This window comes from Pseudomonas sp. B21-023, from assembly GCF_024749165.1.
GTDB lineage: Bacteria > Pseudomonadota > Gammaproteobacteria > Pseudomonadales > Pseudomonadaceae > Aquipseudomonas.
The window spans coordinates 5,210,039-5,236,924 of record NZ_CP087190.1 but is presented as its reverse complement, the minus strand read 5'-3'; the positions used below and the strand labels follow the sequence as shown (position 1 = coordinate 5,236,924).

Below are 26,886 nucleotides of genomic sequence, written 5' to 3'. Positions count from 1 at the left end.
GCTCACCTCTAGGCCAGCTGCGCCAGGGCCTGGCGGAAGGCCGCCGGCAGGTTGTCGCCGAAGCGGATGCGGCCATCGGCCTGGGTGAAGATACCGGTACGTTCCAGCCACGCCTCGAATTCCGGCCCGGGCTTGAGGCCCAGGGTCTGGCGGGCATAGAGCGCGTCGTGGAACGAGGTGGTCTGGTAGTTGAGCATGACGTCGTCGGAGCCGGGGATGCCCATGATGAAATTGATCCCGGCCACGCCCAGCAGGGTCAGCAGGGTGTCCATGTCGTCCTGGTCGGCTTCGGCGTGGTTGGTGTAGCAGATGTCGCAGCCCATCGGCACGCCCAGCAGCTTGCCGCAGAAGTGGTCCTCGAGGCCGGCGCGGATGATCTGCTTGCCGTTGTACAGGTACTCAGGGCCGATGAAGCCAACCACGGTGTTGACCAGGAACGGCTTGAAGTGGCGGGCCACGGCGTAGGCGCGGGTTTCGCAGGTCTGCTGGTCGACACCGTGGTGGGCGTTGGCCGACAGGGCGCTGCCTTGGCCGGTCTCGAAGTACATCAGGTTCTGCCCGACCGTGCCGCGCTTGAGTGACAGGCCGGCCTCGTAGCCTTCCTGCAGCACGTTGAGATTGATGCCGAAGCCGGCGTTGGCCGCCTCGGTGCCGGCGATGGACTGGAACACCAGGTCCAGCGGCACACCGCGGTTGATCGCCTCGATCGAGGTGGTGACGTGGGTCAGCACGCACGACTGGGTGGGGATGTCGTAACGTTGGATGATGGCGTCGAGCATTTCCAGCAGCGCGCAGATCGAGGCGATGCTGTCGGTGGCCGGGTTGATGCCGATCATCGCATCGCCGTTGCCGTACAGCAGGCCGTCGAGAATGCTCGCGGCGATACCGGCCGGCTCGTCGGTGGGGTGGTTGGGCTGCAGGCGGGTCGACAGCCGCCCGCGCAGCCCCATGGTGCCGCGGAACGCGGTGACCACGCGGATCTTCTGCGCCACCAGCACCAGGTCCTGCACGCGCATGATCTTCGACACCGCGGCGGCCATTTCCGGCGTCAAGCCAGGGGCCAGGGCCCTGAGGCTGTGTTCGTCGGCCTGGTCGCTGAGCAGCCAGTCGCGCAAGCCGCCGACGGTCAGGTGGCTGACCGTGGCGAAGGCTGCGGTGTCGTGGGTGTCGATGATCAGGCGGGTGACTTCGTCCTGTTCGTAGGGGATCAGCGCTTCGCTGAGAAAATGCTTGAGCGGGATGTTGGCCAGGGCCATCTGCGCGGCCACCCGCTCGCCGTCGTTACTGGCGGCGACGCCGGCCAGGTAGTCGCCCGAGCGTGCCGGGCTGGCCTTGGCCATCACGTCCTTGAGGCTGTCGAAGCGGTAGACCTGGTGGCCCACGGTATGCGTGAAACTTGCCATACAGAATCTCCAGGGCGCCGCAGGACTGGCCTGCGGCGCAAGTCGGCAATCAGTGCAGGGCCTCTTCGGCCTTCTGGATCGCGGCGAATTCCTCTTCCGGTGTACCGGCCACCAGGTGGTGGCGGCTGTAGAACGCAAAGTAGGCAATTAATACTGCATAGATCACCGCGGCGCCAATCACCACCCGGGGGTCGACCAGGAAACCGGCGACCACGGCGATGCAGGCCAGCACCAGGGCCACGCTCGAAGTGAAGATGCCGCCGGGGGTGCGGTACGGACGCTCCATTTTAGGGCGACGGATACGCAGGGTAATGTGCGCGGCCATCATCAGCACGTAGGACAGCGTGGCGCCGAACACCGCCACCAGGATCAGCAGGTCGCCCTGGCCGGTCAGCGACAGGGCGAAGCCGATGATCCCGGGGATCACCAGGGCCAGCACTGGGGCCTTGCTCTTGTTGGTTTCGGACAGCTTGCGTGGCAGGTAGCCCGCGCGGGAAAGGGCGAAGATCTGCCGCGAATAGGCATAGATGATCGAGAAGAAACTGGCGATCAGGCCGGCCAGGCCCACCAGGTTGACGAAGCCGCCCATCCAGGTCGAACCGCCGTAGGCCTTCGACAGCGCCTCGACCAGCGGGTTGCCCGAGGCCTTGAGGGCTTCGGAACCGGCGCCACCGGGGCCGACCACCAGGATCAGCAAGGCGAAGGCCAGCAGCACCAGCATCGCGCCGATCAGGCCACGGGGCAGGTCACGCTTAGGGTTCTTGGTCTCTTCGGCGGCCAGTGGCACGCCTTCGACCGCGAGGAAGAACCAGATCGCATAGGGGATCGCCGCCCAGACCCCGACATAGCCGAACGGCAGGAAGCTGCTGGCACCGACGGCGTCGGTCTTGGCGATGTCGAACAGGTTCGCTGCATCGAAATGCGGCACCATGCCGATCAGGAATACGGCCAGGGCGATGGCGGCGACTGCGGTGATGATGAACATCAGCTTCAGCGCCTCGCCGACCCCGAAGATGTGGATGCCGATGAACACGATGTAGAAGGCCAGGTAGATCATCCAGCCGCCGATACCGAACAGCGACTGGCAGTAGGCACCGATGAACACGGCGATGGCTGCGGGCGCGATGGCGTACTCGATGAGGATCGCCGTGCCGGTGAGGAAGCCGCCCCAGGGGCCGAAGGCGCTGCGGGCGAAGCCGTAGCCGCCGCCGGCGGTGGGGATCATCGACGACAGTTCCGCCAGAGAAAAGCACATGCACAGGTACATGGTGGCCATCAGCAGGGTGGCGAGGAACATGCCGCCCCAGCCGCCTTGTGCCAGGCCGAAGTTCCAGCCGGCGTAGTCGCCGGAGATCACATAGGCCACGCCCAGGCCCACCAGCAGGACCCAGCCGGCGGCGCCTTTCTTCAGTTCACGTTGCTGGAAATAGTCCGAGCCGACCTTTTCGAAGTCGACGGAGGAGCTTGCCGGCGCGCCGGCGGAATGATCGCTTGGCATGGATTCACCTGTTTTTCTTCTTGGTGGCCGGAAGGGTTCCGGGCCGATGGTGATAGGTACTGCAGGAAGCGAGCCAGAGCAGGTGCTGCACGGCAACCGCAAATGGCCTGATAACGGTGGTTGCTTCATCGCTGGCAAAGCCAGCTCCCACAGAGCAATGCGCAGTCCCTGTGGGAGCCGGCTTGTCGTGGCGACGAACCGCGGCGAAAGGGCTGCAAAGCAGCCCTAATCCACGATCTAGAAGAAGCCCAGCGGGTTGATGTCGTAGCTCACCAGCAGGTTCTTGGTCTGCTGGTAGTGGTCGAGCATCATCTTGTGGGTTTCACGGCCGACACCGGACTTCTTGTAGCCACCGAACGCGGCATGCGCCGGGTACAGGTGGTAGCAGTTGGTCCATACGCGGCCGGCCTTGATGCCGCGACCCATGCGATAGGCGCGGTTGATGTCGCGGGTCCAAACGCCGGCGCCCAGGCCGAACTCGGTGTCGTTGGCAATCGCCAGGGCCTCGGCCTCGTCCTTGAAGGTGGTGACGCTGACCACTGGGCCGAAGATCTCCTCCTGGAACACGCGCATCTTGTTGTTGCCTTTGAGCAGGGTCGGCTGGATGTAGTAACCGCTGGCCAGCGCGCCTTCGAGTTGCTCCACCTTGCCGCCGGTCAGCAGCTCGGCGCCCTCTTCCTGGGCGATCTTGAGATAGGACTGGATCTTCTCGAACTGCTGCTGCGAGGCCTGGGCGCCGACCATGGTGTCGGTGTCCAGCGGGTCGCCGCGCTTGATCTGCAGCACCTTCTTCATCACCACTTCCATGAACTGCGGGTAGATCGATTCCTGCACCAGGGCACGCGAAGGGCAGGTGCACACCTCGCCCTGGTTGAAGAACGCCAGCACCATGCCTTCGGCCGCCTTGTCGATGAAGCTCGGCTCGGCCTGCATGATGTCCTCGAAGTACACGTTCGGCGACTTGCCGCCCAGTTCGACGGTGGAGGGGATGATGTTCTCGGCGGCGCATTTCATGATGTGCGCGCCGACCGGAGTGGAGCCGGTGAAGGCGATCTTGGCGATGCGCTTGCTGGTGGCCAAGGCTTCGCCCGCTTCACGGCCGTAGCCTTGCACTACGTTGAGCACGCCCTTGGGCAGCAGGTCGCCGATCAGTTCCATCAGCACGGTGATACCCAGCGGGGTCTGCTCGGCGGGCTTGAGCACCACGCAGTTGCCGGCAGCGAGGGCCGGGGCAAGCTTCCAGGCGGCCATCAGCAGCGGGAAGTTCCACGGGATGATCTGCCCGACCACGCCCAGCGGCTCATGGATGTGATAGGCCACGGTGTTTTCGTTGATCTCGGCGGCGCCGCCTTCCTGGGCGCGGATGCAGCCGGCGAAGTAGCGGAAGTGATCGACCGCCAGTGGGATGTCGGCGTTGAGGGTCTCGCGGATCGGCTTGCCGTTGTCCCAGGTTTCGGTGATGGCCAGCAGCTCGAGGTTCTGTTCGATGCGGTCGGCGATGCGCAGCAGCACGTTGGAACGGTCCTGCACCGAAGTGCGGCCCCAGGCATCGGCGGCAGCGTGGGCCGCGTCGAGGGCCTTTTCGATGTCTTCGGCGGTGGAGCGGGGGAACTCGGCGATCAGCTTGCCGTTGACCGGGGAGGTGTTCTCGAAATACTGCCCCTTCACCGGCGCCACGAACTCACCACCGATGTAGTTGCCGTAGCGGCTCTTGAAGTTGACCTTCGCGCCTTCGGTGCCGGGATGTGCATAACGCATGATGTGTCTCCTGGTCTTTGTGATTGTTGCGGAGTTACCAAGCGTAGAGCAAAGGTCGGGCCAGCGCCTGGAGGCCCTTGTGTATCAATGACTTGGGTCAAGGGCGGCGCTGCTATCGAAATGACCTGTGCCAGCCTCGGCACGGCCAGGGTGACACTTTGTACCCTTTGCGACACAGGTCGTGACCGCAGGGTCGGTGCAACGTTGCAAAGCGTCCACGCCTGGAGGATGCTGACGGCACGCTCTATCTGCGGAGAACAACAAGAAATGCAGAGCAATCCGTTCAGCCGCCATGCCCAGCAAGTGCTCACGGTCGCCCAAGGCCAGACCAGCGGGCCGGGCAGCGACCCGTCCATCGCCCGCTCCTGGCTGCGTTGCCTGGAGGACTACCACCTCGACCCCGCGCGGGTCCAGGCACCGGTGGTGCTCGAACACGGCCGCCTGCTGGAGAGCCGCGAGCGCCTGCGCCAGGTGCTGCAGATCGCCGACAACGAGATGAACAGCCTGCACCAGCAGTTGTCCGGTGCCGGGCACGCGGTGCTGCTGACCGATGCTCGTGGGGTGATCCTCAACTGCGTCACCGCGCCCAGCGAGCGGCGCATCTTCGAGCGTGCCGGGTTGTGGCTCGGCGCCGACTGGAGCGAGGCCCGCGAGGGCACCAACGGTATCGGTACCTGCCTGGTCGAGCGCCAAGCCCTGACCATTCACCAGGACGAGCACTTCCGTGGCCGCCATACAGGGCTGACCTGCTCGGCCAGCCCGGTATTCGACCCACACGGCGAGTTGCTGGCGGTACTCGATGTGTCGTCGGCGCGGCCCGATGTCTCGCGCCAGAGCCAGTTCCACACCATGGCGCTGGTCAACCTGTCGGCGAAGATGATCGAGAGCTGCTACTTCCTGCGCCACTTCGAGCAGCAATGGCTGCTGCGTTTCCACCTGCAGGCCGAGTCGGTCGGGCTGTTCAGCGAGGGCCTGCTGGCCTTCGATGGCGACGGGCGGATCTGCGCCGCCAACCAGAGCGCGTTGAACCTGCTGGGGACCATCCGTGGTGGAGTGCTGGGCAAGCCATTGGACAGGTTCTTCGCCTGCAGCCACGACGAATTGTTCAGCCGCGCCACGCCCCAGGGCAGCAGCGCGTGGCCGCTGTATACCCGCGACGGTCGCCAGGTATTCGCCAGCCTGCGCGGCCAGGCGCGGGCACCGGTGTGGTCGGTGCCGGTGGCCTTGCCCCAGACCGCTGCGCCGGGCATCTGCCTGCTCGATCCGGCCTTGCGCGAGGACTTTCGCCGCGCCGTGCGGGTGTTCGAACGTGACGTGCCGCTGCTGTTGCGCGGCGAAACCGGTTGCGGCAAGGAAGCTTTTGCCCAGGCGGTGCACCAGGCCAGCGCACGCCATGACAAGCCGTTCGTGGCGATCAACTGCGCATCGATTCCGGAGAGCCTGATCGAGAGCGAGCTGTTCGGCTATCGCGGCGGCAGTTTCACCGGTGCGCGCAAGGAAGGCATGCGCGGCAAGCTGCTGCAGGCCGATGGCGGCACCTTGCTGCTGGACGAGATCGGCGACATGCCGTTGGCGCTGCAGACTCGCTTGCTGCGGGTACTGGAAGAGCGCCAGGTAGTGCCGATCGGTGGTGAGCCGCAGGCGGTGGATGTGCGGATCATCAGCGCCACCCACCGTGACCTGCTGGAGCGAGTGGCGCAAGGCGGGTTCCGCGAAGACCTTTATTATCGGCTCAATGGCCTGGAAGTAGCCTTGCCGGCGTTGCGCGAGCGTAGCGACAAGGTACAGTTGCTGGATTTCCTGCTGGCCCAGGAGGCCGAAGGGCAGGTCATCGAAATCGAACCGAAGGCACGGCAGGCGCTGCTGGATTTTGCCTGGCCGGGGAACGTGCGGCAAATGAGGAATGTGCTGCGAACCGTGGTGGCGTTGTGCGAGGAGGGGCGAGTCGAGTATCGGGATCTCCCGCTGGTGGTGCGCAACGTGGGAGCGGCGGTGCGCCGATGCGACTTGCCCCGCGACGGCGCACGACCAGACAACACCGGTGGCACTGCCGACGCCATCGCGGGGCAAGCCCGCTCCCACGCCCTCGAAAGTGCCGAGCGCCAGGCCTTGCTCAGCGCCCTGGAGGCAAACCACTGGCACATGACCCACGTCGCCGAGCACCTGGGCATCAGCCGCAATACCTTGTATCGAAAACTGCGCAAACATGGCATAGCCAAGGCCTGCTGAGCGAAACAGCGGGTGCGATTTCCCTCGCCCTGGGCTACCCTGCCTCGACGTTTTGCGAGGTCGATAATGCATATTCATATTCTCGGTATTTGTGGCACTTTCATGGGTTCGCTGGCGGTGCTGGCCAAGGACCTTGGCCACCGCGTCACCGGCTCCGACGCCAACGTGTATCCGCCGATGAGCACCCAGCTCGAGGCCCAGGGCATCGAGCTGACCCAAGGCTACGACCCGGCCCAGCTGGAGCCAGCACCCGACCTGGTGGTGGTTGGCAACGCCATGTCGCGGGGCAACCCGGCGGTGGAGTACGTGCTGAACAAGGGCCTGCCGTACGTATCGGGCCCGCAGTGGCTGGCCGACCATGTGCTGCAGGGCCGCTGGGTACTGGCCGTGGCCGGCACCCATGGCAAGACCACCACCAGCAGCATGCTGGCCTGGGTGCTGGAACACGCCGGCATGAGCCCGGGCTTCCTGATCGGCGGCGTGCCGCAGAACTTCTCGGTGTCGGCGCGCCTGGGCGATACGCCGTTCTTCGTGGTCGAGGCCGACGAATACGACAGCGCTTTCTTCGACAAGCGCTCCAAGTTCGTGCACTACCATCCGCGTACCGCGATCCTCAACAATCTCGAGTTCGATCACGCGGACATCTTCCCCGACTTGGCGTCCATCGAGCGGCAGTTTCACCACTTGGTTCGCACCATTCCCAGTGAGGGCCTGGTCATTCACCCGACCACCGAGCAGGCGCTGGAGCGCGTCATCGGCATGGGCTGCTGGACCCCGGTGCAGACCACGGGCGAGGGTGGCCAGTGGCAGGCGCGCCTGCTCAGCGCCGATGGCTCGCGCTTCGAAGTGCTGTTCGAAGGCCAGACGCAGGGCGTGGTCGATTGGGCGCTGACCGGCCAGCACAACGTCGCCAACGCCCTGGCCACCCTGGCCGCTGCCCGCCATGTCGGCGTCGCACCGGCCATGGGTATCGAAGGCCTGAGCGCATTCAAGAGCGTCAAGCGCCGTATGGAGCTGGTTGCCGAGGTTAACGGCGTGACCATCTACGACGACTTCGCCCACCACCCGACCGCCATCGCCACTACCCTCGATGGCCTGCGCAAGCGCGTAGGCGAGGCTCCGGTGATTGCGGTGATCGAGCCGCGCTCCAACTCCATGAAGCTGGGCGCGCACCGCGACGGCCTGCCGGAAAGCGTCAACGACGCCGACCAGGTGATCTGGTACGCACCGCCCAACCTGGGCTGGGACCTGGCCGGCACCGCCGCGCAGTGCAAGGTGCCGAGCGTAGTGGCCGACAGCCTCGAGGCGATCATCGAGCGCATCAAGGGCCAGGCCCGCCCGGGCACCCATGTGGTGATCATGAGCAACGGCGGCTTCGGCGGCCTGCACGGCAAGCTGGCCGAGGCGCTGAAGTGAGCGGACCGGAACGCATCACCCTGGCCATGACCGGCGCCTCCGGGGCGCAGTATGGCCTGCGCCTGCTCGATTGCCTGGTGCGCGAGGACCGCGAGGTGCATTTCCTCATCTCAAAGGCCGCGCAACTAGTGATGGCTACAGAGACCGACGTGGTGTTGCCAGCCAAGCCCCAGGCCATGCAGGCGTTCCTGACCGAGTACACCGGCGCGGCCGACGGGCAGATCCGCGTGTATGGCAAGGAGGACTGGATGTCGCCGGTGGCTTCGGGCTCCGGCGCGCCGGCGGCGATGGTGGTGGTGCCGTGTTCCACCGGCACCCTGTCGGCGATTGCCACCGGTGCCTGCAACAACCTGATCGAGCGGGCGGCCGACGTGACTCTCAAGGAACGTCGTCAGTTGATCCTGGTTCCGCGCGAGGCACCATTCTCGACCATCCACCTGGAGAACATGCTCAAGCTGTCGCAGATGGGTGCGGTGATCCTGCCGGCGGCGCCGGGCTTCTACCACCAGCCGCAGACCATCGACGACCTGGTCGACTTCGTCGTGGCACGCATCCTGAACCTGCTGAATATCCCGCAGGACATGCTGCCGCGCTGGGGCGAGCATCATCATGGGGTCGATGATTGAGGCGGCTGGTGCTGGGGCTGCTGATGCTGGCCCAGCTCGGTGGCTGCGCCACGGTGCGCACCCTGGATGCCAACAAGCCCGGGGCGCCGGTGGTGTATGCCGGGACACGGCTTGACCTGTACGTGATCAATGGCGGGTGCTGCCCAGAGGACCGGTTCGGGGCCGAGGCGCCGGCCTATCCGGGGCTGGACCTGCCTGGGAGCGCGTTGCTCGATACGCTGCTGCTGCCGTTGTCGTTGCTGACAGCGGCGGGGGTGGGGTTCAACGCCACGGGCGGTCTTTGATAACCAAGGGCTACTGCGCAGCCCAATCGCCGGCAAGCCGGCTCCCACAGGGTTACGCAATCACTTGTGGGAGCCGGCTTGCCGGCGATTGGGGCGGCTCAGGATTGACTATTTCTTCCCCAGCTTGCGCAACTCGTCCGACTCGACCACGCGAATCCCGTCCTCCTCCTCCAACGCCAGGCGCCAAAGCGCCCGGGCCAGGGTGCAAGCCTCGATGCCGCGGTACTTGCCCGGTATCAGGCGGGCGAACGGTGCGGCCATGCGCTCACCCAGCCGTGGCTCGATCCGCTCGCCCAGCAACAGTGAAGGCCGCACGATGGTCAATTGCGGCCAATCCTGCTGCTTTAGGGCTTCCTCCATCTCGCCCTTGACCCGGTTGTAGAAGATCGACGACTTCGGATCGGCGCCCAGGGCGCTGATCACCAGCAGATGGCGGGCGCCCAACTCCCGGGCGCGTTTGCTGAAGGCCACGACCATGTCCAGGTCCACAGCGCGGAAGGCCGTCTCGGAACCGGCCTGCTTTAGCGTGGTGCCCAGGCAGCAGAAGGCGATGTCGACACGGCCGGCCAGTTGCGGGAGAAACATGGCCGGGTCACCCACCGGGTTTTCCAGGTGCGGGTGCTCGGCCAGCGGGCGGCGCGTGGGCGCCAGCACGCGGCTGATGGTGGGCTCGTTGAGCAGGCGGTCGAGCAGGTGTTCACCTGTCAGACCCGTGGCACCGGCAAGCAGGACATGCTGAGGCGTCAGGTACATGGTGTCTCTCCCTCGTTACTACACAGCTTAGTGGGCACCAGGGTTTTTTGCCTGATCCCCCGAAGCTGGCTGGGCTTCATTGCGCAGGGCGTGCTCGGCTTGTTGGCGGCGCAGACGCTGCCAGTGGCTGATCACCGCCGGCGGCGCCCAGAGCTGCGGCTCAGAGGCTTCGAAACCTTCCCTTCGTTCTCGTTCGGCAACGCTTTGCCGCGCCAGTTCAAACGCCTGTTTCAGATCGTCGGTCTGGTTCAACGCCTGGGCGAACAGGGCGTCGCCGAAGTAGGTGAAGTCGGCCTCTTCCGAACAGCCGAATGACACCCGGTCAGGCCGGGCGGCGGTCATGACCAGGGTGCGGTCGTCCTTGAGCGGGGCGATGTAGCCACCGGAATAGCAGGCGGAGATGACGATCACCTTGTCGCGGTCCTTCAGCGGGGCAAGGGCGCTGGCCAGCTCGTCGGCGGACAAATCGGCCAGTTGCAGGCGTGGCTGGTCGAGCACCAGTTGGTGATCGTGGCTGCCATGGCTGGTCAGGTAGATGAACACCAGGTCCTCGGGGCCGCTGCGCTCGGCCAGGGTGCGGGCGGCGCGGGTGAGGTTCTCGCGGGTGGCCATGGGCCGATCGGCCAGGTGGTCGCGGTGGTTGACCAGGGTGACCTGGCCATGGGCGCCGAAACGCACCTTGAGCATGTTGCTGACATAGTCGGCTTCGCGCAGGAACACGCTCTGCTGGCCGTCGCCGGCCACCACCAGGCTGTACAGCTGCACCGGCGGGATCGACGCCGGCACCTTGGCCAGGGCGTCGGCCAGCAGCTTGCCCTGGTTGAGCAGGGCAAGGTCGAGCGGGTCGGGCAAAAGCTTGCCCTGGGCGTCGCGCACGCGCACGCCGTTGACCCAGGTGCCGGCTTCGCTGCGACCATCCGGGTGGGTCAGCTTGCCACGCCCGTGGTAGGCATCGTCGGCGAAACCGCCGACATACTGGCTACCGTCGGCCAGTTGCAAGGTGCCGGTGCCAGCGAAGCGCCAGTCACGGAAGCCACCCTTGTAGCGGCTGCCATCGCTGCCCAGCAGTTCGCCCTGGCCGGTCAGCGATCCGTCCTTGAAGTCGCCGATCCAGACGTCGCCTTCGGCGCTCTCGTAGCGGCCACGGCCCTCGAGGCGATTGTCCTTGAACTCGCCGATGTACTGTTCGCCGTCGGCGCTGTCGTAGGTGCCGGCACCCTGTAGTTGGCCCTCGATGAAGTGGCCGCTGAACTGGTTGCCGCTGGCATCGCTGCGTACCCCGGCACCGTTCGGCTTGCCCTTGGCGAACAGGCCCTGGTAGCGGCTGCCGTCAGCCAGCTCCAACTGCCCCGCGCCTTCGTACTGGTCGTCCTTGAACTGGCCGCGGTAGGTCTGGTCGTGTTGCTTGAGGGTGCCTTCGCCATCCCGGCGGCCATGCTTGAAGGTGCCGGCGTAGTGGCTGCCGGGCGTGGTCAGGTCGCCCAGGCCCTGGAACAGGCCTTCACTGAACTGTCCACGGTAGACCTCGCCGTTGCTGCCATGCCATTCACCTTGGCCGTGCCACTGGCCATCCTTGAAGTTGCCGGCGTACCAGCTGCCGTTGGGGTAGTCGATACGCCCCTCGCCCTGCAGCAGGCCGTTCACCACCTGACCACGGTAGCGACCGCCATCGGGCAGGCGCGCGTCCGGCGGAGACAGGGATTCGCCTTCGCCACAGGCGGCGAGCAGCAGGATCAGGGTGAGAGGGAGCAGGGGGCGCATGGCGGCTTCCGGGGAAAACGATGCGCCGAGTATGCCGCAGAATACGCCAGGCCGTGAATTGGGGCGCTGCGCGCCCCGTGCGTCTGCACCAGGCGCGGTGTGGTGATCAGACGAAGCAGAGTGACAGTGGTTCGGCGATGTAGGCCGGCTTCTCTTCGCCTTCGATTTCAAGGGTTACCGTGGCCTTGAGCAGCCATTGCCCGGGCTTCTTCTCGGTAGCGTCGGTCAGGTCGACTTTGAGTCGTACCTGGCTGTCGACCTTCACCGGCTGGATGAAACGCACACTGTCCAAGCCGTAGTTGACCACCATCTTCAGCCCTTCGGGCAGCACGAGAATGTCTTCCATCAGCTTGGGGATCAGCGACAGGGTAAGGAAGCCATGGGCGATGGTGCTGCCGAACGGGGTCTTGGCCGCTTTCACCGGATCGACATGGATGAACTGGAAATCGCCGGTGGCTTCGGCGAACAGATTGATGCGTTCTTGGTCGATCTTCAGCCATTGGGAACGGCCCAGCTCCTTGCCAACGTACTGCGAAAGCTCTGTAACGGGTACATAGGGCATCGCGACATCTCCAGATTGTCATTTGGTACGAATGTTCAAGATCAGCACGCTGCACCGTTTCAGTCAAGTTGCCCGTTTTTCGCCGAATATCGCCTTATAGGCAATTGCTTAGCGTGCTTATAATGGCCGCCATGTTCTGACGGAGGTCCCTATGCTGTTGCGTGGTCTGACCTGGCTGGTGCTGTTCCAGTTGCTGGGAACGGCGATCAACCATTTGTTCCTGCACATCCTGCCCGGACCCATCATCGGCCTGTTGCTGCTGCTGGTGTTCCTGATGGTTCGTGGCGAAGTCAGCCAGCCGCTCAACGAGGCCGCTGGCAGCCTGCTGCGCTACCTGCCGCTGCTGCTGGTGCCGCCGGCGGTGGGGGTGATGGTCTATGCCAGGGACATCGCGGCGGACTTCTGGGCCATCGTCGGGGCGCTGTTGATTTCCTGCCTGACCACCTTGGTGTTCGTCGGCGTGCTGATGCAGAAACTCATCCAGCGCCAGGGCAAGCACGAGGAGCAGCCATGACCCTCGATTGGCAAGGCGCGCTCGACGCGGTCATCCACCATCCGCTGTTCGGCATCGGCATCACCTTGGCCGCCTACCAGCTGGTGCTGGCAGGTTATGAAAAGACCCGCTGGATCTTCCTGCAACCGGTGCTGGTGTCGATGCTGGGGGTGATCGGCATCCTGCTTGTCTGCGGCATCGACTACGCCGAGTACCGCAAGAGCACCGAGATCATGAACATCCTCCTGGGCCCGGCCACCGTGGCCTTGGCGGTGCCGCTCTACCTGAACCTGCGGCGGATCCGCCAGCTGTTCTGGCCGACATTTACTACGCTGGTAATCGGAGGCCTGTTCGCCACCGTGGCGTGTCTGGCGCTGGGCTGGTGGTTTGGCGCCGAGCACATGATCCTGATGACCATGGCGCCGAAGTCGGTTACCTCGCCGATTGCCATGCTGGTGGCCGAGCAGATTGGTGGTGTGGCGGCCCTCGCCGCGGTGTTCGTGCTGATCACCGGGGTGATCGGTGCGATCTTCGGCCCGGCGCTGCTAAGCCGCTTCGGCGTGCTCAGCCCCGCGGCCCGGGGCATGGCGCTGGGCGTCACCGCTCACGCGGTGGGCACATCGGTGGCTTTGCAGGAAAGTGACGAATGCGGCGCCTTCGCCGCGCTGGCGATGAGCCTGATGGGGGTGGCCACGGCGGTGTTCCTGCCGTTGGCGGTCAGCCTGGTGGCTTGAGGAATCGACATGACATTACCGCTGTTTCCCCTCAATACCGTGCTGTTCCCCGGTTGCCTGCTCGATCTGCAGATCTTCGAGGCGCGCTACCTGGACATGATCGGCCGTTGCATGAAGCAGGGTGAAGGCTTTGGCGTGGTATGCATCCTGGAAGGCGAGCAGGTGGGCAAGGCGGCGCCGGTGGTGGCGTCGGTCGGCTGCGAGGCGCTGATCCGCGACTTCGTGCAGCAGGACAACGGCCTGCTGGGCATCCGCGTAGAGGGCGTGCGGCGTTTTCGTGTCGAGCGCACCGAGGTGCAGAAGGACCAGTTGATGGTCGGCCAGGTGCAGTGGCTGTCGGAACTGGCGGATGGGCCGCTGCAGGAGCAGGACGATGACCTGCTGGCGCTGCTGCTGGCCCTGGGCGAACACCCGATGGTCGAGGCGCTGGACATGCCGCGGGATGTCGACGGGCGACAGGCGTTGGCCAACCAGTTGGCCTACCTGTTGCCGTTCGTGGAAGAGGACAAGCTCGACCTGCTGGCCATCGACTCGCCGCAGTTGAGGCTGGAGGCGATCCAGGCATTGCTGGAACGGATCCAGGGCGAGTTGTTCGCCTGAACCATCCAGGCCCGCTCCGATGTTCGGTAGGAGCGGGCTGCCCGGGGATGGCCGTCAGTATTGGTAGCGCAGCAACGCCTTGGGCAGCGCGTGCAGGGCAAAGAACGTCAGCAACGCGATGCACGCTGGCAATACCAGCCACCATACCCGCTGCGGCAGCGCCGTGAGCGGCTGGCGATATTGCACCAGGGTCAGGCTCAGCGCGCACACGCAGCATGCCAGCAGCGCGCCGGCGAGGATATCGGTTGGCCAGTGCGCGCCCAGGTATACCCGCGACAGTGCGATGGCCAGGGCCGGAATGCATCCCAGCAGCACCCAGGTCAGGCGCATGCGCGGCGGCTGGCCGCGCCCGGCCAGCACTGCCAGCACCAGGAAGAAGGCGAACGATGCCGAGCTATGCCCGCTGGGCATGCTGTAGCTGGTCAGCGGGTCGGTCAACACCTCGGGGCGGGCGCGGGCGAACAGCCATTTCAGCGTGCCGTTGGCCAGGGCTGTACCGATCAGTGTCGCGCCGGCGAACAGCGCGTGGCGCCATTGCCGGGCCAGCAGCAACAGGCCCGTGAGCAAGCCACCGAGGAAGAACTGGGTACGGAAGTCGCCCAGGCGGGTGATCACCACCACGGCGCCGTCGATGGCCTGGCTGCGGTGCTCCTGCACCAGGGTCATCACGCCCTGGTCGAATTCGCTCAAATAGCGCCAGCCGATGAACAGCGCTGCTACCGCCAGGCCGCTGAGGGCGGCGATCAGGCGGGTGCCGTGGCGTTGATCGCGGATGCTGGTGCTCAGGCTCAGGCCGATCAGCACCGCCAGGGTGCCCATGACAATCCCCGCGTCCAGCCAGAAGCCTTCCGGCAGTGGCAGGCGCATCGCCGCGCCGGTGGCCCAGCCGGGCAGCAGGTAGGCCACCGACCAACCGGCGCCAGCCACCAGGCTGACCGCGATGAAGCGCGGCAGGGGCATATCGAACATGCCGGCGACCATCGGCAGCATCGGCCGCAGCGGGCCGATGAAGCGGCCGACCAGCAGGCTGGCGATACCATAGCGCTGGAAGTACGCCTCGGCGCTGCCAATCCACTCCGGGTGGCTGCGCAGCAACGGCAGGCGGCGGATGTTCTGGTGGAAGTACTTGCCGATGGCATAAGAGATCGCGTCGCCGAGCATGCCACCGAGGAAACCCAGCAATAGCGTTTCGCCCAGGCTGAAGGTGCCGCTGCCGGCCAGCACGGCGACGGCGAACAGCAGCACGGTGCCAGGCACGATGATGCCGGCGATGGCCAGGCATTCGACGCAGGCCACGAGGAAGATTGCCAGGCCCAGCCACTGAGGGTTGGCGCCAAGCCAGGTGGTCAGGCTGTCCAGCCATTGGCCCATGGTTCAGTTTCCTTGTTCAAGCATGAAGAAATCTTGCCCTTCGACCTGGCCGCGCCGCAGCGGGTTTCGGGTGCAGAAACGCGCGAATTCGGCGTCTACGAAGCGATAGGGCAGGTGTTCGTCGCGGCCATGGGGAATGCCCAGGCGCGTGGTCTTGATCACCCGGGGTACCTCGATGCCGCAGTCCTCGACGTACAGGCGCTCAGGGTCGAAGCGCCGGGCATCCCAGTGCGGTACCTTCAGGCCCATGGCGCGGCACAGCAGGGTCTGGCCGTTGCACAGGCGCTCGGGCGGGCGCAGGTTGCCGCTGGTGTCGGGGTTGTTCAGTTGCATCCGGGCCAGGCTGTTGGCGTCGGAGATGGCGTCGATCCAGGGGTAGGCGGACTTGATCAGCACCGCGTTGCCCGGGCCCTGGGCGCTGAAATTCAGCGAATCGCCGCCGCGGGCGTAGTACATGTAGATATGCCCGCCATCGAGGAACAGCGCCTTGCGCTTCTCGGTGAAGCCCAGGGACGCATGGCTGCCCTTGTCGGTGAGGTAGTAGGCCTCGGTTTCGATGATGCGCGCCGCCAGCCAGAGGTCGCCCTGGCGGTGACGGATGACCTTGCCCAGCAGGTCGCGGGCGAGGGTCTGCGCATCGCGATCGAAGAAACTGTCGGGCAGGGCGCGGGCCGGGCAGGGGGCTGGGGCGGACATACGGGCGGTTCGTGGCTGTGAAGGCGGGGATGATAGCAATGAATGGCTTAATCGAGGCTGAATCAAGTTGACGCTATCGCGGGGCAAGCCCGCTCCCACGCAAATGGCTGCATGCCCCGTAGGGCGTGGGAGCGGGCTTGCCCCGCGATGACGCTGAGGTGTGTTTCGATACGGGTGGTTACATCTTTCCTACGTATTGGCGGCAGCCATTTTCTACCATCCGCCACCCGCCGCTGGGCGTACCCGAGCGCTCCAGTTATAATCAGCCGATTTCCCCTTTGCCAAGACACCGAACCCATGACCGAGTCCGTTCTTGACTACATGACCCGCCTGGGTCGCGCCGCCCGTGAGGCCTCGCGGGTGATCGGCCGTGCCAGCACCGCGCAGAAGAACCGCGCCCTGCAGGCCGCCGCCGACGCTCTCGACGCGGCCCGCGACGCGCTCACCGCAGCCAACGAACAGGACCTGGCCAATGGCCGCAAGAACGGCCTGGAACCCGCGCTGCTCGAGCGCCTGGCGCTGACCCCGGCGCGCATCGACGGCATGATCACCGGCCTGCGCCAGGTGGCCAGCCTGCCGGACCCGGTCGGCGCCATCCGCGACATGAGCCACCGCCCGTCGGGGATCCAGGTCGGCAAGATGCGCGTGCCGCTGGGGGTGATCGGTATCATCTACGAGTCGCGCCCCAACGTGACCATCGATGCCGCCAGCCTGTGCCTGAAGTCGGGCAACGCCACCATCCTGCGCGGCGGCTCCGAAGCCATCCATTCCAACCGTGCCATCGCCACCTGCATCCAGCGGGGCCTGGCCGAGGCCGGCCTGCCGCCGGCAGTGGTGCAGGTGGTCGAGACCACCGACCGCGAAGCCGTGGGCGCGCTGATCAGCATGCCGGAATTCGTCGATGTCATCGTGCCCCGTGGCGGCCGCGGCCTGATCGAACGCATCAGCCGCGATGCCCGGGTACCGGTGATCAAGCACCTGGACGGTATCTGCCACATCTTCGTCGATGCCCACGCCGATCTGGACAAGGCCTGGCGCGTTGCCTTCAACGCCAAGACCTACCGTTACGGTATCTGCGGCGCCATGGAGACGCTGCTGGTGGATCAGTCGGTGGCCGAGCGCTTCCTGCCGGAAATGGCCCGCCGTTTCCAGGACAAGGGCGTCGAGCTGCGCGGTTGCGAGCGCACCCGGGCGTTCATCGCCGTCAAGCCAGCCAGCGAAGACGACTGGCACACTGAATACCTCGACGCGATCCTGTCGATCCGCGTTGTCGACGGCCTGGAGCAGGCCATCGAGCACATCAACCATTACGGCTCGCACCACACCGATTCGATCATCACCGAGCACCAGGGCCAGGCCCGGCGCTTCATGGCCGAGGTCGACTCGGCATCGGTCATGCTCAACACCCCGACCTGCTTCGCCGACGGCTTCGAATACGGCCTGGGCGCGGAAATCGGTATCTCCACCGACAAGTTGCATGCCCGCGGCCCAGTCGGCCTGGAAGGCCTGACCTGCGAGAAGTACGTGGTGATCGGCGATGGCCAGCTGCGCGGCCAGGAGCCGTGCTGAGTTGAGCAACCCTGTCGCAGTCCGGCGCGTCGGCATTCTCGGCGGCACCTTCGACCCGGTGCATATCGGTCACCTGCGCAGTGCGCTGGAAGTGGCCGAATTCATGTGCCTGGACGAACTGCGCCTGCTGCCCAACGCCCGGCCGCCTCACCGCGACACCCCGCAGGTGGCCGCGCAGGATCGCCTGGCCATGGTGCGCGGCGCCGTGCAGGGTGTCGAGCGCCTGAGCGTGGACGCCCGCGAGCTGGCCCGCGACAAGCCGTCGTACACCATCGACACACTGGAGTCGATCCGCGGCGAACTGAGCGCGCACGACCAGTTGTTCCTGGTGCTGGGCTGGGACGCATTCTGCGGCCTGCCCAGCTGGCATCGCTGGGAAGAACTGCTGCAACACTGTCACATCCTGGTGCTGCAACGCCCGGATGCCGATGTCGAACCCCCTGACGAGCTGCGCAACCTGCTGGCGGCGCGCTCGGAGAGCGATCCCACCGCCATGTCCGGCCCGGCGGGGCACATTTCGTTCGTCTGGCAGACTCCGCTTGCGGTGTCCGCCACGCAAATCCGACAGCTGCTGGCCAGCGGCAAGTCGGTGCGGTTCCTGGTGCCGGACGCAGTACTGGCCTATATCGAGGCACACGACCTGTATCGTGTGTCCAACTGACGGCGCCAGTGGGCGCCTCATCCAACGAGTTGAACGAGTTTTATATGAGCAAGCAGAAAATCAATGGCATCAGTGGCGAAGAGCTGGTCAAACTGACCATCACGGCTCTGGAGGACGTCAAGGCCCAGGACATCCAGGTCATCGACGTGCGTGAAAAGCACAGCCTGACCGACTACATGATCATTGCCACCGGTACCTCCAACCGCCAGATCAACGCGATGCTGGAAAAGGTCCGTGAAGCGGTCAAGAAACAAGGCGCACAGCCGCTGGGTGAAGAAGGCAAGGGCGACAGCGACTGGGTGCTGCTGGACCTGAACGACGTCATCGTGCACATGATGACTGCCGCTGCCCGCCAGTTCTACGACCTGGAGCGCCTGTGGTTGGGCGCCGAGCAGAGCCGTGCCGCCGATGCCAAGCACCACAGCCCGGAAAACGCCAGCGACTACTTCACCGACAAGCTCAAAGACCGGGAATAAGGAAGCGCCGTGCGTCTGCGTCTGATCGCGGTCGGCTCGCGCATGCCCAAGTGGGTCGAGGAAGGCTGGCATGAATATGCCAAGCGCCTGCCCCCCGAGCTTGCGCTGGAGCTGGTGGAAATCCCGCTGAACACCCGCGGCAAGAACGCCGATGTCGCCCGCCTGATCCGTCAGGAGGGCGAGGCGATGCTGAGCAAGGTGCAGCCTGGGGAACGCATCGTCACCCTCGAGGTCCATGGCAAGCCCTGGAGTACCGAGCAACTGGCGGGCGAGCTGGACCGTTGGCGCCTGGATGCGCGCACGGTCAACCTGATGGTGGGCGGCCCGGAAGGGCTGGCGCCGGAAGTCTGCGCGCGCAGCGAACAGCGCTGGTCGCTGTCGCCGCTGACGTTGCCGCACCCGTTGGTAAGGATACTCATCGGCGAGCAGATCTACCGCGCCTGGACCGTGTTGTCCGGGCATCCCTACCACAAATGAACCTGTAAGCCTGTCCGATGCCGCAGCAGATCCGCCTCAAGGACCACGAGAAAGACGCCCGCCTGGTGCGCAACCGCGTCGTCGTGGGCGCCGTGGCGGTGGTGCTGCTCGTCTGCGTATTGATCGCCCGGCTGTATTACCTGCAGGTCATCCAGTACGACTATCACTCGACGCTGTCGGAGAACAACCGGGTGCATGTGCAGCCGATCCCGCCGACCCGCGGGCTGATCTTCGACCGCAACGGTGTGGTGGTGGCCGACAACCGCCCCAGCTTCAGCCTGGTGATGACCCGCGAGCGCGCCGGCAATGCTGGCAAATGGCAGGAAGTGCTGGACGTGATCGTCGAGGTGCTCGAGCTTACCCCTGACGACCGTGCCCTGTTCGAGAAACGCATGAAGCAGGGGCGCAGGCCATTCGAGCCGGTGCCGATCCTGTTCGAGCTCAACGAAGAACAGATTGCCCGCATCGCGGTCAACCAGTTCCGTCTGCCTGGTGTGGAAGTGGCCGCGCAGCTGGTCCGCCACTATCCCCAGGGCGCGCACTTCGCCCATTCGGTGGGCTATGTCGGGCGGATCAACGAGAAGGAGCTCAAGACACTCGACCCGGTGAACTACAGCGGCACCCACCATATCGGCAAGACCGGCATCGAGCGCTTCTACGAAGACGAACTGCATGGCCAAGTGGGCTATGAGGAAGTCGAGACCAACGCTCGGGGGCGCGTACTGCGGGTGCTCAAGCGTACCGATCCGAAGCCGGGCAAGGATATTGTCCTGAGCCTCGACATCAAGCTGCAGGAAGCCGCCGAGCAGGCGTTGGGGGGGCGCCGTGGCGCCATCGTCGCCCTCGATCCACGCACCGGCGAAGTGCTGGCGATGGTCAGCCAGCCGAGTTTCGACCCCAATCTATTCGTCACCGGTATCGGCTTCAAGGCTTACGCCGAACTGCGCGACTCGATCGACCGACCGCTGTTCAACCGCGTGCTGCGCGGCCTCTACCCGCCGGGCTCGACCATCAAGCCTGCGGTGGCGATCGCCGGGCTCGACAGTGGCGTGGTGACGGCGGGCAGCCGGGTGTTCGACCCGGGTTACTACCAACTGCCCAACTACGATCACAAATATCGCAACTGGAACCGCAGCGGCGATGGCTGGGTTGATCTGGATGTGGCGATCATGCGGTCAAACGATACGTACTTCTACGATCTCGCGCACAAGATGGGCATCGACCGGCTGTCCAGCTACATGAACAAGTTCGGTATCGGGCAGAAAGTCGCCCTGGACATGTTCGAGGAGTCGCCCGGCTTGATGCCGTCCCGCGAATGGAAGCGCGCCACCCGCCGCCAGGCCTGGTTCCCCGGCGAAACCCTGATTCTCGGCATTGGCCAGGGCTACATGCAGACCACGCCGCTGCAACTGGCCCAGGCCACCGCGCTGATCGCCAACAAAGGCGTGTGGAACCGCCCGCACCTGGCCAAGACCATAGAAGGCCAGCCACCGGTGGACGAGAACCCCATGGAAAACATTGTTCTGCGCGACAAGTCCGACTGGGCCCGGGTCACCCACGGCATGGAGCAGGTGATGCACGGCGCCCGCGGGACCGCCCGCAAGGCCGCCATAGGCTCGCAGTACCGCATCGCCGGCAAGAGCGGTACCGCACAGGTAGTGGCGATCAAGCAGGGCGAGAAGTACGACCGCAACAAACTCCAGGAACGACACCGCGACCATGCCCTGTTTGTCGCCTTCGCCCCGGCCGACGACCCGAGGATCGTGGTCTCGGTCATGGTCGAGAACGGCGAGTCCGGCTCCGGCGTCGCCGCCCCCGTGGTACGCCAGGTCATGGATGCCTGGCTGCTTGACGAGAATGGCCGGCTCAAGCCCGAGTTCGCCCCTGCTACAGTCGCCCAGGAATCGGCCCCGTGAAGAACAACTTCGACCGCATGCTCTCCAGCGAGGACGTGATGCGCAGGCGCGCCAGCTTCCTGCAGCGCATCCATATCGACGGCCCCTTGCTGCTTATCCTGCTGACGCTCGCCGCCGGCAGCCTGTTCGTACTGTATTCGGCCAGCGGCAAGAACTGGGATCTGCTGATGAAGCAGGCCAGCTCGTTCGGCATCGGGCTGGTGTCAATGTTCATCATCGCCCAGCTCGAGCCACGCTTCATGGCGCGTTGGGTGCCACTGGCCTACCTGGCAGGGGTGTTCCTGTTGATCGTGGTGGACGTGATGGGCCACAACGCCATGGGCGCGACGCGATGGATCAATATTCCAGGGGTGATCCGCTTCCAGCCCTCGGAGTTCATGAAGATCATCATGCCGGCGACCATCGCCTGGTACCTGTCCAAGCGCACCTTGCCGCCACACCTCAAGCATGTGGCGATCAGCCTGATCCTGATCGGCATGCCGTTCATCCTCATCGTGCGCCAACCTGACCTGGGTACGGCATTGCTGATCCTGGCCTCGGGAGCGTTCGTGCTGTTCATGGGGGGGCTGCGCTGGCGCTGGATCGTCAGTGTGATCGCGGCGGCGGTGCCGGTGGCGGTGGCGATGTGGTTCTTCGTCATGCACGACTACCAGAAGCAGCGCGTGCTGACCTTCCTCGACCCGGAAAGCGACCCGCTGGGTACCGGCTGGAACATCATCCAGTCGAAGGCGGCGATCGGTTCGGGCGGTGTGTTCGGCAAGGGCTGGCTGCTGGGCACCCAGTCGCACCTGGACTTCCTGCCCGAGAGCCACACCGACTTCATCATCGCCGTGCTCGGCGAGGAGTTCGGCCTGGTCGGCATCTGCCTGCTGCTGCTGATCTACATCCTGTTGATCGGTCGCGGGCTGATGATCACCGCCCAGGCCCAGACCCTGTTCGGCAAGCTGCTCGCGGGCAGCCTGACCATGACCTTCTTTGTTTATGTGTTCGTCAATATCGGTATGGTCAGCGGCCTTTTGCCCGTGGTGGGCGTGCCGCTGCCCTTTATCAGCTATGGCGGAACTTCGTTGGTGACGCTGCTGTCAGCGTTTGGCGTTCTGATGTCGATCCATACGCACCGCAAATGGATCGCACAGGTTTGAAAAAGGTGAAGAATTTCATGCAAGCAGTGCGTGGCTGGGCTGCCCGCCTGGCGCCGTGGTTCGGCGTGTTGGGTTTGCTTGGCGCAGTCCAGCAGGCTAATGCCGGTGACTATGACGGCTCGCCGCAAGTGGTCGAGTTCGTTGGCGAGATGACTCGCGACTACGGCTTTGCCGGCGAGCAACTGATGGGTGTGTTCCGCGAGGTGCAGCGCAAGCAGGCGATCCTCGACGCGATTTCGCGTCCGGCCGAACGGGTCAAGCCGTGGAAGGAATATCGCCCGATGTTCATCACCGATGCACGCATCGCTCGTGGCGTGGACTTCTGGCGCCAGCACGAGGCCGTGCTGGCTCGCGCCGAGCAGGAATACGGCGTGCCGGCGCAGGTGATTGTCTCGATCATCGGGGTGGAAACCTTCTTCGGCCGCAATACCGGCAATTACCGTGTGATCGACGCGCTGTCCACGCTGGGCTTCGATTACCCGCCGCGCGCCGAATTCTTCCGCAAGGAGCTGCGCGAATTCCTCCTGCTGGCCCGCGAAGAGCAACTCGACCCGCTCACGCTCAAGGGCTCCTACGCTGGTGCCATGGGCCTGCCGCAGTTCATGCCGAGCAGCTTCCGCGCCTATGCCGTGGACTTCGATGGCGACGGGCACATCAACATCTGGAACAACCCGGACGATGCCATCGGCAGCGTCGCCAGCTACTTCAAGCGCCACGGCTGGGTGGCCGGGGAGCCTGTGGTCAGCCGTGCCACCGTGCGTGGCGAGCGCGCCGACGAAGGCCTGACCAGCGGTATCGAGCCGGTGAAGACGGTCGCGCAGTTGCGGGCGCTGGGCTGGTCGAGTCATGATGCGCTGCGCGATGATCTGCCGGTCACCGCCTTCCGCCTGGAAGGTGAATACGGCCCTGAGTACTGGATGGGCCTGAAGAATTTCTACGCGATCACTCGCTACAACCGCAGCGTGATGTATGCCATGGCGGTGCATCAGCTTTCGCAACAGCTGGTTCTGGCACGGGGCGTCAAGTAAATGCGCGAACTCTTCACTGCAAATACCGTAAAACTGCTCACCTGCGTCGCCGTCGGCCTGGTGCTGGCCAGTTGCTCGTCCAGTCGGCCCTCCACCCCGCAGAGCGGCAACACCGTGCGTGCGCAACCGGGCCTGGACATCAACCGTGCCCACAAGGACGGCGCGCCTTGGTGGGACGTGGACGTCAACAAGATCCCCGACGCCACCCCGACCGTGCACACCGGCAACTACAAGGCCAACCCGTACACGGTGCTGGGCAAGACCTACTACCCGATGCAGGATTCGCGCAACTACCGCGCCGAGGGTACCGCTTCGTGGTATGGCACCAAGTTCCATGGTCAGAACACTGCCAACGGCGAGCTCTATGACCTCTACGGCATGAGCGCGGCGCACAAGACCCTGCCGCTGCCTGCTTACGTGCGGGTGACCAATCTGGCCAACGGGCGCAGCGTGATCCTGAGGGTCAACGACCGTGGCCCGTTCTATTCCGACCGTATCATCGATCTGTCCTACGCTGCTGCGAAGAAGCTGGGCTATGCCGAAAGCGGCACCGCGCACGTGCGCGTCGAAGGCATCGACCCGCAGCAATGGTGGGCCCAGCGTGGCCAGCAGCCGCCGATGGTGCTCAAGGAGCCGCAGGTGGCCCAGGCCCAGCCGATCGCCGCCAGCACCGGGCGCGTCGAGCAGTGGACCCCGCCGCCGCAGCAGCACGCGGCGCCGGTGGTGCCGGTGCAGGTGGGCGGCAACAATGTGCCGAACGCCAGCGGCGGCAGCATCCTGCAAGTGGGCGCGTTCGCCAACCCGGACGCCGCCGAATTGCTGCGCTCGAAGCTGAGCACCATGGTCAGCGCGCCGGTATTCATCAGCTCCGTCGTGCGCAACCAGCAGACCCTGCACCGTGTGCGCCTGGGACCGATCAGCAGCCAGGGCGAGATCCAGCAAGCTCAGGACAGCATTCGCCTGGCCAATCTCGGCCAGGCCAAGGTGGTCACTGACTGATCGGTCGCTTCAGCTTCATCGCGGGACAAGCCCGCTCCCACGTCAGGTGCTCCGAACGGCGTGGGAGCGGGCTTGCCCCGCGATGAACCGATACGCCGACCTGTCGGTTTGTTCATGAATTGCCGGGCAATGATATGTACAATGCCCGTTTTTGCCCGCAGCGGCATTACGCCGCACTTTTTGGGCCAGGCCACAGGCCATAAAACTAGACTGACGGGGCGCTGGGCAAATGAAGTTGCCCACGGAACATCAGACCATTAGCGATTTACGAGAGACGGATGAACATCACCAACCTTGCCAAACGACTTTGCCTGCCTGTTCTGCTGCTGATCACCCCTGCTGCCTTCGCAGCGGAGCAGATGATGCCGGCACCACCGCAACTGGCCGCCAAGTCCTATGTACTCATGGACGCGTCCAGCGGCAACGTGCTGGTCGAGAACAACGGTGACGAGCGCCTGCCGCCAGCCAGCCTGACCAAGCTGATGACCGCCTACATCGCCACCCTGGACATCCGTCGTGGCCAGATTGGCGAGAACGACCCGGTGACCGTCAGCGAGAACGCCTGGCGCACCGGCGGTTCGCGCATGTTCATCAAGGTCGGCAGCCAGGTGACCGTCAGCGACCTGCTGCACGGCATCATCATCCAGTCCGGCAACGATGCATCGGTCGCCCTGTCCGAGCACATCGCCGGCAGCGAAGATGCCTTCGCCGACATGATGAACAAGACCGCCACCGACCTGGGCATGGCCAACAGCCACTTCATGAACCCCACCGGCCTGCCGAACCCGGAGCACTACTCTTCGGCCCATGACATGGCCCTGCTGGCACGTGCGATCATCAACGAGGATCCGGCACACTACGCCATCTATTCGCAGAAAGAGTTCTTCTGGAACAACATCAAGCAGCCGAACCGCAACCTGCTGCTGTGGCGCGACAAGACCGTCGACGGCCTGAAGACCGGCCACACCGACGAAGCCGGCTACTGCATGGTCGCCTCGGCCGTGCGTGACGGCCAGCGTCTGATCGCCGTGGTGTTCGGTACCAACAGCGAGCAATCGCGGGCCGCCGAGACCCAGAAGCTGCTGACTTACGGTTTCCGCTTCTTCGAAACCCAGACCTTCTACCAGAAAGGCACCGAGCTGACTCAAGCCCCGGTATGGAAAGGCGCGACCAACCAGGTGAAAGCCGGCCTGGCCAACGACCTGACCATGACCATGCCTAAAGGCCAATTGAAACGCCTCCAGGCTTCGATGACCATGAACCCGCAACTGACCGCGCCTATCGCCAAAGGTGACGTGATCGGCAAAGTGGAAGTCAAACTGGACGAGAAAGTGGTTCACAGTGCCGACCTCATCGCCCTTGACGGTGTCGAGGAAGCAGGTTTCTTCGGCCGTATGTGGGACAGCATCCGCCTGTTCTTCTACGGTTTGTTCAACTGATACGTGACTTGCACGCCCCCGTGAACCAGGCGGGGGCGCTGCTGCCACGGCTTACGAGGCCGTTTCCGCCATGAGCGAAGAAGACGTCAAGTCGCACAAGATCGAGTTCCCCTGCGAGGATTACCCGATCAAGGTGATCGGTGACACCGTTGTCGGTTTCAAGGACACGGTAATCGAAATTCTCAGCAAGTACGCCAAGGTCGACCTCTCGACGTTGGCCGAACGCCAGAGCAAGGAAGGCAAGTACACCACGGTGCAGCTGCATATCGTTGCCACCGGTGAGGACCAGTTGCATGACATCAACAGCGCCTTGCGCGCTACCGGCATCGTGAAAATGGTGCTGTGATGCCCGCTTGCCTCGGTTTTCGCGATCTTGGCCTGCAGCCCTATGAACCGGTGCTGGAGGCCATGCGTCGCTTTACCGAGCAGCGTGGCCCGGACAGCCTGGACGAAGTCTGGCTGGTCGAGCATCCTCCGGTGTTCACCCAGGGCCAGGCCGGCAAGGCCGAGCACCTGCTGATCCCCGGCGAGATACCAGTGGTGCAGACCGACCGCGGCGGCCAGGTCACCTACCATGGCCCCGGCCAGCTGGTGGCCTACCTGCTGCTGGACGTGCGCCGCCTGAGTATCGGCGTGCGCGAGCTGGTCAGCCGCATCGAGCAGACCCTCATCGACCTGCTCGCCAGCTATGGCGTGCAGGCGCTGGCCAAACCCGACGCCCCGGGCGTCTATGTCGATGGCGCGAAGATCGCGTCCCTAGGCCTTCGAATCCGCAATGGCCGTTCGTTCCACGGCCTTGCCCTGAACGTGGACATGGACCTTGCGCCATTCCGCCGAATCAACCCCTGTGGGTATGCGGGGCTGGCCATGACCCAGCTGCGCGACCTGGCAGGTCCGATCGAACTCATTGAGGTCAGGACAAGGCTGCGCGGACAGCTGGTCAAGCACCTCGACTATGCTGAGCAGACGACCCTGACGGGCGGAATCGACTGATT

The 26,886-nt window shown here is 64.8% G+C and carries 26 protein-coding genes; 18 read left to right on the top strand and 8 right to left on the bottom strand.

Annotation, left to right across the window (positions count from 1 at the left end; genetic code table 11):
• Positions 1-8: 8 nt before the first annotated feature.
• The 3 genes from LOY42_RS23590 to LOY42_RS23580 form a co-directional block, all read right to left on the bottom strand.
• Positions 9-1,403, bottom strand: coding sequence for an ethanolamine ammonia-lyase subunit EutB (locus LOY42_RS23590; RefSeq protein ID WP_258599510.1), 1,395 nt, complete (start codon positions 1,401-1,403; stop codon positions 9-11).
• 49 nt (positions 1,404-1,452) lie between these two features.
• Positions 1,453-2,901: an ethanolamine permease gene (gene eat, locus LOY42_RS23585; protein ID WP_110703262.1), complete on the bottom strand. Its 1,449-nt coding sequence runs from the start codon at positions 2,899-2,901 to the stop codon at positions 1,453-1,455.
• Between the two features lie 237 nt (positions 2,902-3,138).
• Entirely contained in the window at positions 3,139-4,659 is a 1,521-nt protein-coding gene (locus LOY42_RS23580; RefSeq protein ID WP_139668263.1) for an aldehyde dehydrogenase family protein, read from the bottom strand.
• Between the two features lie 267 nt (positions 4,660-4,926).
• Between LOY42_RS23580 and LOY42_RS23575 the strand changes: the two genes are divergently transcribed.
• The 4 genes from LOY42_RS23575 to LOY42_RS23560 all read left to right on the top strand — a co-directional run bounded on the left by LOY42_RS23575 (position 4,927) and on the right by LOY42_RS23560 (position 9,214).
• Complete coding sequence (locus tag LOY42_RS23575; RefSeq protein WP_139668265.1) at positions 4,927-6,888, top strand: sigma-54-dependent Fis family transcriptional regulator; 1,962 nt, start codon at positions 4,927-4,929, stop codon at positions 6,886-6,888.
• Between the two features lie 66 nt (positions 6,889-6,954).
• Positions 6,955-8,304, top strand: coding sequence for a UDP-N-acetylmuramate:L-alanyl-gamma-D-glutamyl-meso-diaminopimelate ligase (gene mpl, locus LOY42_RS23570; protein ID WP_198754422.1), 1,350 nt, complete (start codon positions 6,955-6,957; stop codon positions 8,302-8,304).
• Complete coding sequence (ubiX, locus tag LOY42_RS23565; RefSeq protein WP_011532009.1) at positions 8,301-8,930, top strand: flavin prenyltransferase UbiX; 630 nt, start codon at positions 8,301-8,303, stop codon at positions 8,928-8,930. Before mpl ends, ubiX begins: the two co-directional genes overlap by 4 nt.
• Positions 8,931-8,953: 23 nt before the next feature.
• Positions 8,954-9,214, top strand: coding sequence for a YceK/YidQ family lipoprotein (locus tag LOY42_RS23560; protein WP_372241201.1), 261 nt, complete (start codon positions 8,954-8,956; stop codon positions 9,212-9,214).
• 108 nt (positions 9,215-9,322) lie between these two features.
• Here the strand turns inward: LOY42_RS23560 and LOY42_RS23555 are convergent, their stop codons facing one another.
• The 3 genes from LOY42_RS23555 to LOY42_RS23545 all read right to left on the bottom strand — a co-directional run bounded on the left by LOY42_RS23555 (position 9,323) and on the right by LOY42_RS23545 (position 12,290).
• A complete protein-coding gene (locus LOY42_RS23555; protein ID WP_102683793.1) occupies positions 9,323-9,967 on the bottom strand; it encodes an oxidoreductase in 645 nt (214 codons plus the stop codon).
• A 27-nt stretch (positions 9,968-9,994) separates the two neighbouring features.
• Positions 9,995-11,728, bottom strand: a complete 1,734-nt coding sequence (locus LOY42_RS23550; protein ID WP_258599504.1) for a C13 family peptidase — start codon at positions 11,726-11,728, stop codon at positions 9,995-9,997.
• Positions 11,729-11,834: 106 nt separating this feature from the next.
• Positions 11,835-12,290 carry a MaoC family dehydratase gene (locus LOY42_RS23545; RefSeq protein WP_023631661.1) on the bottom strand — a complete coding sequence of 152 codons (456 nt, stop codon included), beginning with the start codon at positions 12,288-12,290 and terminating at the stop codon, positions 11,835-11,837.
• A gap of 151 nt (positions 12,291-12,441) precedes the next feature.
• On the opposite strand from LOY42_RS23545, the gene LOY42_RS23540 reads away from it, so the two are divergent.
• From LOY42_RS23540 to LOY42_RS23530, 3 genes are read left to right on the top strand one after another with little or no spacing between them, the layout of a single operon-like run.
• Complete coding sequence (locus tag LOY42_RS23540; RefSeq protein WP_258599502.1) at positions 12,442-12,804, top strand: CidA/LrgA family protein; 363 nt, start codon at positions 12,442-12,444, stop codon at positions 12,802-12,804.
• Complete coding sequence (locus LOY42_RS23535) at positions 12,801-13,517, top strand: LrgB family protein (RefSeq protein ID WP_258599500.1); 717 nt, start codon at positions 12,801-12,803, stop codon at positions 13,515-13,517. Before LOY42_RS23540 ends, LOY42_RS23535 begins: the two co-directional genes overlap by 4 nt.
• Positions 13,518-13,526: 9 nt before the next feature.
• Positions 13,527-14,117 (top strand): LON peptidase substrate-binding domain-containing protein, encoded by a 591-nt coding sequence (locus tag LOY42_RS23530; protein WP_134692708.1) that lies wholly within the window; start codon positions 13,527-13,529, stop codon positions 14,115-14,117.
• Between the two features lie 54 nt (positions 14,118-14,171).
• Here the strand turns inward: LOY42_RS23530 and LOY42_RS23525 are convergent, their stop codons facing one another.
• Positions 14,172-15,488 carry a bifunctional DedA family/phosphatase PAP2 family protein gene (locus LOY42_RS23525; RefSeq protein ID WP_094012291.1) on the bottom strand — a complete coding sequence of 439 codons (1,317 nt, stop codon included), beginning with the start codon at positions 15,486-15,488 and terminating at the stop codon, positions 14,172-14,174.
• Between the two features lie 3 nt (positions 15,489-15,491).
• Positions 15,492-16,184, bottom strand: coding sequence for a DNA-3-methyladenine glycosylase (locus LOY42_RS23520; protein WP_139668275.1), 693 nt, complete (start codon positions 16,182-16,184; stop codon positions 15,492-15,494).
• 297 nt (positions 16,185-16,481) lie between these two features.
• Between LOY42_RS23520 and LOY42_RS23515 the strand changes: the two genes are divergently transcribed.
• The 11 genes from LOY42_RS23515 (at position 16,482) to lipB (ending at position 26,884) form a co-directional block, all read left to right on the top strand.
• Complete coding sequence (locus LOY42_RS23515) at positions 16,482-17,753, top strand: glutamate-5-semialdehyde dehydrogenase (protein ID WP_139668277.1); 1,272 nt, start codon at positions 16,482-16,484, stop codon at positions 17,751-17,753.
• The gene (nadD, locus tag LOY42_RS23510) at positions 17,722-18,414 is read left to right on the top strand and encodes a nicotinate-nucleotide adenylyltransferase (protein ID WP_102683785.1); all 693 of its coding nucleotides are present in this window, start codon (positions 17,722-17,724) and stop codon (positions 18,412-18,414) included. The genes LOY42_RS23515 and nadD overlap by 32 nt, the downstream gene beginning before the upstream one ends.
• 44 nt (positions 18,415-18,458) lie before the next feature.
• The gene (gene rsfS / locus LOY42_RS23505; RefSeq protein WP_102683784.1) at positions 18,459-18,890 is read left to right on the top strand and encodes a ribosome silencing factor; all 432 of its coding nucleotides are present in this window, start codon (positions 18,459-18,461) and stop codon (positions 18,888-18,890) included.
• A gap of 9 nt (positions 18,891-18,899) precedes the next feature.
• Entirely contained in the window at positions 18,900-19,367 is a 468-nt protein-coding gene (rlmH, locus tag LOY42_RS23500; protein WP_023631106.1) for a 23S rRNA (pseudouridine(1915)-N(3))-methyltransferase RlmH, read from the top strand.
• Between the two features lie 17 nt (positions 19,368-19,384).
• Positions 19,385-21,283 (top strand): penicillin-binding protein 2, encoded by a 1,899-nt coding sequence (gene mrdA, locus LOY42_RS23495; RefSeq protein WP_110703229.1) that lies wholly within the window; start codon positions 19,385-19,387, stop codon positions 21,281-21,283.
• Positions 21,284-21,321: 38 nt separating this feature from the next.
• The gene (gene rodA, locus LOY42_RS23490) at positions 21,322-22,425 is read left to right on the top strand and encodes a rod shape-determining protein RodA (protein ID WP_177485983.1); all 1,104 of its coding nucleotides are present in this window, start codon (positions 21,322-21,324) and stop codon (positions 22,423-22,425) included.
• A 17-nt stretch (positions 22,426-22,442) separates the two neighbouring features.
• Positions 22,443-23,453, top strand: coding sequence for a lytic murein transglycosylase B (gene mltB / locus LOY42_RS23485; protein WP_139668281.1), 1,011 nt, complete (start codon positions 22,443-22,445; stop codon positions 23,451-23,453).
• Positions 23,454-24,452, top strand: coding sequence for a septal ring lytic transglycosylase RlpA family protein (locus tag LOY42_RS23480; RefSeq protein ID WP_258599495.1), 999 nt, complete (start codon positions 23,454-23,456; stop codon positions 24,450-24,452). It abuts the gene before it with no gap.
• Between the two features lie 278 nt (positions 24,453-24,730).
• The gene (locus LOY42_RS23475) at positions 24,731-25,891 is read left to right on the top strand and encodes a D-alanyl-D-alanine carboxypeptidase family protein (RefSeq protein ID WP_046857279.1); all 1,161 of its coding nucleotides are present in this window, start codon (positions 24,731-24,733) and stop codon (positions 25,889-25,891) included.
• Positions 25,892-25,961: 70 nt separating this feature from the next.
• On the top strand, positions 25,962-26,237 hold the full coding sequence (locus tag LOY42_RS23470) for a DUF493 domain-containing protein (RefSeq protein WP_023630272.1): 276 nt from the start codon (positions 25,962-25,964) through the stop codon (positions 26,235-26,237).
• Positions 26,237-26,884 (top strand): lipoyl(octanoyl) transferase LipB, encoded by a 648-nt coding sequence (lipB, locus tag LOY42_RS23465; RefSeq protein WP_102683781.1) that lies wholly within the window; start codon positions 26,237-26,239, stop codon positions 26,882-26,884. The genes LOY42_RS23470 and lipB overlap by 1 nt, the downstream gene beginning before the upstream one ends.
• Positions 26,885-26,886: the final 2 nt, after the last annotated feature.